The organism is Natronospira sp. (assembly GCF_007134575.1).
Taxonomy (GTDB): domain Bacteria; phylum Pseudomonadota; class Gammaproteobacteria; order Natronospirales; family Natronospiraceae; genus Natronospira; species Natronospira elongata.
This window is the reverse complement of the sequence record NZ_SLKM01000007.1, coordinates 1-6,572: the sequence shown is the minus strand read 5'-3', so window position 1 is coordinate 6,572 and position 6,572 is coordinate 1. Positions and strand designations below refer to the sequence as shown.

3 protein-coding genes are annotated in these 6,572 nt (G+C 64.1%); all 3 read left to right on the top strand.

Going from position 1 to position 6,572, the window contains the following annotated elements:
• A partial coding sequence (locus ACJWXQ_RS00230; protein ID WP_406671899.1) for an efflux RND transporter permease subunit occupies positions 1–2,751 on the top strand: 2,751 nt, incomplete at its 5' end.
• A gap of 324 nt (positions 2,752–3,075) precedes the next feature.
• The gene (locus ACJWXQ_RS00225) at positions 3,076–4,056 is read left to right on the top strand and encodes a hypothetical protein (protein WP_346050565.1); all 981 of its coding nucleotides are present in this window, start codon (positions 3,076–3,078) and stop codon (positions 4,054–4,056) included.
• A 139-nt stretch (positions 4,057–4,195) separates the two neighbouring features.
• Entirely contained in the window at positions 4,196–6,364 is a 2,169-nt protein-coding gene (locus ACJWXQ_RS00220; protein WP_346050566.1) for a M3 family metallopeptidase, read from the top strand.
• The last annotated feature ends 208 nt before the right edge of the window (positions 6,365–6,572 follow it).

Sequence of the window (6,572 nt, the reverse complement as noted above, 5' to 3'; positions counted from 1 at the left end):
TTCGACCCCTCGCAGGATGCCATCTGGGAGGCGGGGTTCAGCTCCACGGTGCGATCGGAAACCGAGGTCCGGGACTGGGTGGAGCATCAACTGGCGCCGCAACTGCTCTCCATTCACGGGGTCTCGGGGGTCGAGGCGGCTGGGGGCCAGGTCCGCGAGATGTCGGTCACGGTGGACCAGGAAAGGCTGCAGTCCTACGGCCTCACCATGCAGCATCTGATCACCGCGCTGGAAGGCGAGAATGTGGACATCGCCGCCGGCTGGGTGACCTCGGACACCTTCGATGTGATGGCCAAGACCGATGGTCTGTTCCGCTCGGCCGAGGATATCCGCAATGTATTGCTGCAACTGCCCGACAATGATCGGCGAATTCGCCTGTCGGAGGTGGCCGAAGTTCGCGACGGCTATGGTGATCAGCGCCTCTTCGTGCGCCTGAACGGGGTGGAGGCGGCCCAGGTCTCGGTCTTCAAGATCCCCGAGGCCAATACCGTGGAAGTAGTGGACGAGATCACCGCGACCATGGACCGACTGGAACGCACCGGCTTCCTGCCCGCCGACATCCAGTACGAATCGACCCGGGACCCCACCTACTTCATCCGCGGCTCCATCAGCTCGGTGGGCGCGGCTGCCATTCTCGGCGGGGTGCTGGCCATGTCCATGGTGCTGCTGTTCCTGGGCAGCCTGCGCAAGAGCTTTGTCATCGGCCTGTCCATTCCCCTGGCCCTGATGGCCACCTTCGCCATGATGGGCGCCAGCGGCCTGACCCTGAACATCATGAGTCTTGGGGGCCTGGCGCTTGGAGTGGGCCTGCTGCTGGACAATGGCATCGTGATGCTGGAGAACATCTTCCGCCACCGGGATGAGCTCGGCAAGGAACCCGAGGATGCGGCCCATGACGGCTCACGGGAAGTGGCCTCGGCGATCACGGCGGGGACATTGACCAATCTGGCCGCGGTGGTCCCGTTCCTGCTCATGACCGGCATGGCCGCCCTGGTTTTCCGGGAGCTGATCCTGACCATTTCCTTTGCCATTCTCGCCACCCTGGCGGCGGCACTGACCCTCATTCCCATGCTGGCCGCGCTGCTGGCTCGGGTGCGTTTTGAGTCCGGCCTGTCGCGGACGCGACTGATTCGCGGCTTCAACGCTGCCGTGGATGGCCTGCGGGATGGCTATCGGGCGATCCTGCCCGGCGTGCTTCGCTGGCGCTGGGGGGTGCTGGGTCTGGCGGTGCTCGGTCTGGCCGGGGCCAGTCATCTCTCCGGACAACTGGGCAATACCTTTCTGCCCCAGGTGGACGACGGCAATGTGGGCGTCTTCATGGGCCTGCCGCCGGGCACGCCGCCCCATGAGAATGATGCCGCTACCCGCCAGATCGAGGCCCTGATCGATGACATGCCCCATGTGGAATCGGTCTTCACCCGGGTCGGCGGCCATCTCAGCGGCGGGGTGATATCGGAGCGGCCCGGCACCTCTCGACTGAGCATTCAACTGGTCCCGGCGGTGGATCGGGAGATGAGCGCCGGTGAATGGGTTCAGGAAGCCCAGTCGCGCCTGGACGAACTGGACATTCCCGGGGCCCGCCTGGTGGCCAGACCGCCGTCCATCCCTGGATTGCGCTTCTCGGTGGCGGGCACGGATCTCTCCATCGGCATCGTCGGCGAGGATCTCGAGGAGCTCAATGTCCTGGCCCGGGAGCTGGTGGCCCAGCTGGACGGCATCGAGGGACTGGAAGGGGTGGAAGTGGGCCGCGAAGATCAAAGTCCCCTGCTCCGGATCCGGGTGGACCGGGAGCGGGCCGCGGACCTGGGCCTGAATGTCTCGGATGTGGGCAATGCCATCCGCAATGCCGTGGACGGCGCAGTGCCGACCCGCTTTGTCACCGGCCAGACCGAATACGATGTTCGCATTCGGCTGCCGGAAAGCGAGCGTAGCAACCCGGAAAGCCTGGGAGGCATGATGCTTTCCCGTCCCGACGGCCAGCCGGTGCTGCTCCGGGATGTGGCCGAGTTCGAGTTTACCGAGGGCCCGGCCCATATCGAGCGGGAGAACCAGAATCGACTCAAGCGGGTCAACGGCGACATCAATACCGAAATACGCGACATTGGCAGCGTGATGGCCGATGTGGAGGCACGGCTGGCGGAGATGGACTTCCCGGATCACATCAGTCTGCTGGTGGGCGGACAATGGGAAACCATTCAGGACACCAACCGGGAGCTGCTCACGGTCATCCTGCTCGCCCTGTTCCTGGTCTTCGTGGTCCTGGCGGTGCAGTACGAGCGCCTTTCCAATCCCCTGGTGATTCTCAGCGCCGCACCGCTCGCGCTGATGGGTGTGGTGGGGATCCTCTGGCTGACGGACAACCCGCTCTCGGCGCCGGTGATGATCGGGGTGATCCTGCTCATCGGGGTGGTGGTGAATAACGCCATTCTGCTGGTCGAATACATCGAGATCGGGCGGCGGGAGCAGCAACTGCCGGTGGACCGGGCCATTGTCGAGGCGGGCGCGGTCCGTCTGCGCCCCATCCTGATGACCACGACCACCACGGTGCTGGGCATGACCCCGCTGGCCATCGGCCTCGGCGAGGGCGCGGAGATCATGCAGGCCCTGGCGCTGTCGGTGATCGGGGGCCTGTTGATGGCCATGCTGCTGACCCTGTTCGTGGTCCCTTGCCTGTATCTGGTGGTAAGCCGCTTCAGCGAACACGCCAAGGCCTGGCTGACCGGGGGGCGGTATGGAGAGGCTGGGGGCTAGTTAGCAAGGCAGAAACGTTTGGCTTCGATTGGGGTGGGACCCTTCGATGACGGTGACGGGGGCGTTCCGGCCTTGGGTCCGACAGGGGTTTCCAAGAACGCCGTAAATACATCCCTTTAGGCTCTGTGGGCGACGTCCTGTCGCCCACAGTCTTGAGCAAGCCCACTAGGACCAAAGCCGGAACGCCCCCGTCACCGCGATCGAAGGGCCCCACCAGGATCGAAGCCACCCACGAAAGCAACCCCCACCAATCTGGCAACTAATCTGGCCCTAAAGCCCCACCCACGCTATATTCGGTGGCTGAGTTTTCGTGGGGGTAGAGGCATGCGTGCAAGCTGGATTCTCATTGTCCTGGCAATCGCCACCCTGGTCTTTGTACTGCTGCAGCGACCGGGGGTGGATTCAGACACCGGGCGGGACCTGGCGCCGGCGCAAGAGCCGGATCGGGCCGTGGCCGAGCGGGAGCCCGCGCCGCCCCGCGAGGCGGCGCGAGAAGGCCGCCAGCCGGAACCCCGCGAAGAGCGGGAGATCGCCGAAACTGAGCTGGAAACCCAGGACGAGTCGGATCGTCCCCAGGGGGGGTATGACAGCCGCGGCCGCGAATTTTATGAGAGCGAGGACTACCACGCCTTTGTCGAGGATGCCCTCCAGGATGCCGCCGATGGCGACCCCTCCGCCCAGTATTACCTGTATCGTGCGCTGTCAGAGTGCGAACTGGCCGTGAGCCAGTTTGATGGCGAGTTCCCGGACGAATTCGAACTTGCCGCGGCGCTGCCGGCGACCATGGCCCCGGGTGTGAATGAACTGATGATGCAGCAGGTGGAGCGCTGCCGCGGTTTCTTCGAACAGGAACCGGCCCAGTATGGCTCCGCGCGGGGCTGGCTCGAGGAGGCCGCGGCACAGGACTACGGCCCGGCGGTGATGCACCAGGGGGTGCGCCAGTATCGCCACTGGATGGCGGGCCGCGACAGTGGCTTCGAGCCGGATCGGATCGTCGATACCTTGCGGGACAGGAATCCGGAGTCCCTCTCCTATGCCAGCCAGCTCAGCGCGGTCAACAATTCCCCCCAGGCCGACGAAAGCGCCTGGCTCATGCTGGCCTGCAAGTACGGGCAGGACTGCTCCGGTGATGCCGACTGGGTCCGTGCCCTCTGCCTGCAGCAGGGCTGCCCGCCGGATTTTGACGGTGCCGAAGACGCCCTTTCCATGTTGCTCAGCCCGGGCGAAATGGACCAGGCCCGCGACCGCATGCAGGAGCTGGAAGAAGCCCTGGACCGGGGCGATTTTGAGTCGCTGTTTCCCTAGGGTCCCTCTAGAGGGTCCCTACCCCTCTTTTCGCCGGCAAGCGGGATGCTATGATCCGTCCGGTTGCCGGCATTTGCCCTGGCCGTGAGCCGGCCTCTCCCACTAACCGCCAGAACCATGCTTGTCAGGAGTGATTACCGTGAAGAGCAGACTGATACTGGGCCTCAGTGCCCTGCCCCTGGCGCTTGCTGCCTGCGGCGACAGCCCGGACACCGAGCGCGATCGGAGCGAAGCCCCCGCGGCTGAAGAGGCCGCCGATGAGCGCAACCCCCTGCTGGTTGCCAGCGACCTGCCCTATGGCGCACCGGCCTTTGACCGGATCCGTGCCGAGCATTTCCCCGAGGCCATCGAAAAGGCCATGGCCGAGCACATGGCCGAGGTCGAAGCCATCGCCGACAACCCGGAAGCACCCAGCTTCGAGAACACCATCGTCGAGATGGAACGTTCCGGTCAGCTACTGGCCCGGGTGATGCGGGTTTTCTCGGCCCTGGCCGGCGCCCACACCAATGAAGAGCTGCAGGGCGTTCAGCGCGAGTTCTCGCCCAAGCTGTCCGCGCACCAGGACGCCATCAATCTCAATGCCGCCCTCTTCGAGCGAGTGGACAGTCTCTATCAGGAACGCGAGGAACTGGACCTGGATCCCGAGTCCAAGCGGCTGCTGGAGCGGTACCACACTGACTTTGTCCGCGCCGGCGCCCGGCTGAGCGAATCCGAGCAGGATCGTCTGCGGGAGATCAACACCCGTCTGGCCGAACTGGGCACCGAGTTCAGTCAGAAGGTGCTGGCCGAGGTCAATGACTCGGCCGTGGTGGTCGAAGACCGCGACAAGCTCGACGGCCTCTCCGACAGCCAGATCCGCCGCGCCGCCGAGGAAGCCGAGGATCGCGGCCTGGAAGGCAAGTACGTGATCACCCTGCTCAACACCAGTGGCCAGCCGCCGCTGTCACGGCTGACGAACCGCGATCTTCGGGAACGCGTGCATACCGCCTCCCTCAACCGGGGCAGCCGGGGCAATGAACACGACACGCGCGAAATCGTGGTCGAAACGGTGAAACTGCGCGGCGAGCGCGCCCGCATGCTGGGTTATGACACCCATGCCGATTACATCCTGGAAGAGCAGACCGCCAGTGATCTGCAGACGGTCAACGATCTGCATGACGACATCAATCCCATCGCCATGCGCAATGCCCGCCAGGAAGCCGATGACATCCAGGCCATCATCGACGAGACCGAGGACGAGCCTTTTGAGCTGGCCTCCTGGGACTGGGCCTTCTATGCCGAAAAGGTTCGCCAGGAACGTTATGCCTTTGACGAGTCCGATGTGCGGCCCTACTTCGAATTTGAAAGCGTGATGGAGAATGGCGTTTTCTATTCCGCCGAGAAGCTGTTCGGCATTACCTTCGAAGAGCGCCACGACATTCCCGTCTATCACGACACCGTGCGGGTCTATGAAGTCTTCGAGGAAGACGGCACCCCCCTGGGCCTGATGTACAGCGACATGTACTCCCGCGGCTCCAAGCGGGGCGGGGCCTGGATGAACTCCTACCAGATCCAGTCCGAGCTCTTGGGCGGCCAGCCGATCGTGGGCATTCATCTCAACATCAGCCATCCAGGTGAAGGTGAGCCCACCCTGCTGACCTGGGACGAAACCACCACCCTGTTCCACGAGTTCGGCCATGCCATTCACGGCCTGTTCTCGGATGTGCGCTATCCCCGCTTCTCCGGTACCAGCGTGCCCCGTGACTTCGTGGAATATCCCTCACAGGTTTATGAGATGTGGGCGTCCTGGCCGGAAGTGCTGGCCAACTACGCCCGCCACTACGAGACCGGTGAGCAGATCCCGGAAGAACTGCTGGAGCGGGTCCTGGAAGCCCAGCAGTTCAACCAGGGTTTCCGAACCGCCGAGTACATGGCCGCCTCCACCATCGACCAGGCCTGGCATCAACTGCAGCCGGAAGATGTGCCCCCCGCGGAGGAAGCCATGGACTTCGAGGCCCGGGTACTGGCCGAGCACGACATGGACTTTGCCCCGGTGCCGCCGCGCTATCGCACGCCCTACTTCTCCCACATGATGGGCGGCTATTCCGCCGGCTATTACTCCTATATCTGGAGTGAAGTGCTGGATGCCGACAGCGTGCTCTGGTTCGAGGAAAACGGCGGCCTGACCCGCGAGAATGGTGAGCACTTCCGCAGCACCATCCTCTCCTCGGGCGGCACCATGGATGCCATGGATCTGTACATGGAATTCGCCGGCCGCGAACCCAAGATCGAGGCCCTGCTGGAACGCCGCGGCCTGCTCGACGACTAAGACCGCCGGCAAAAACAAGCGCTATCAAGGCCCCTTCCGGTTTCCGGAAGGGGCTTTTTCGTGGTTCCGGGCGGTAACGCGGAGAACCGTGGGAGCGGATTCATCCGCGATTGGCCATCAGGTGGCACGACGGCTTGCGCGGGCGTCGCGGCAAGGGAGAAGACGTGTCGACCGGGCCATCCTGCTACGATTCGCAAAAGGGAATCCT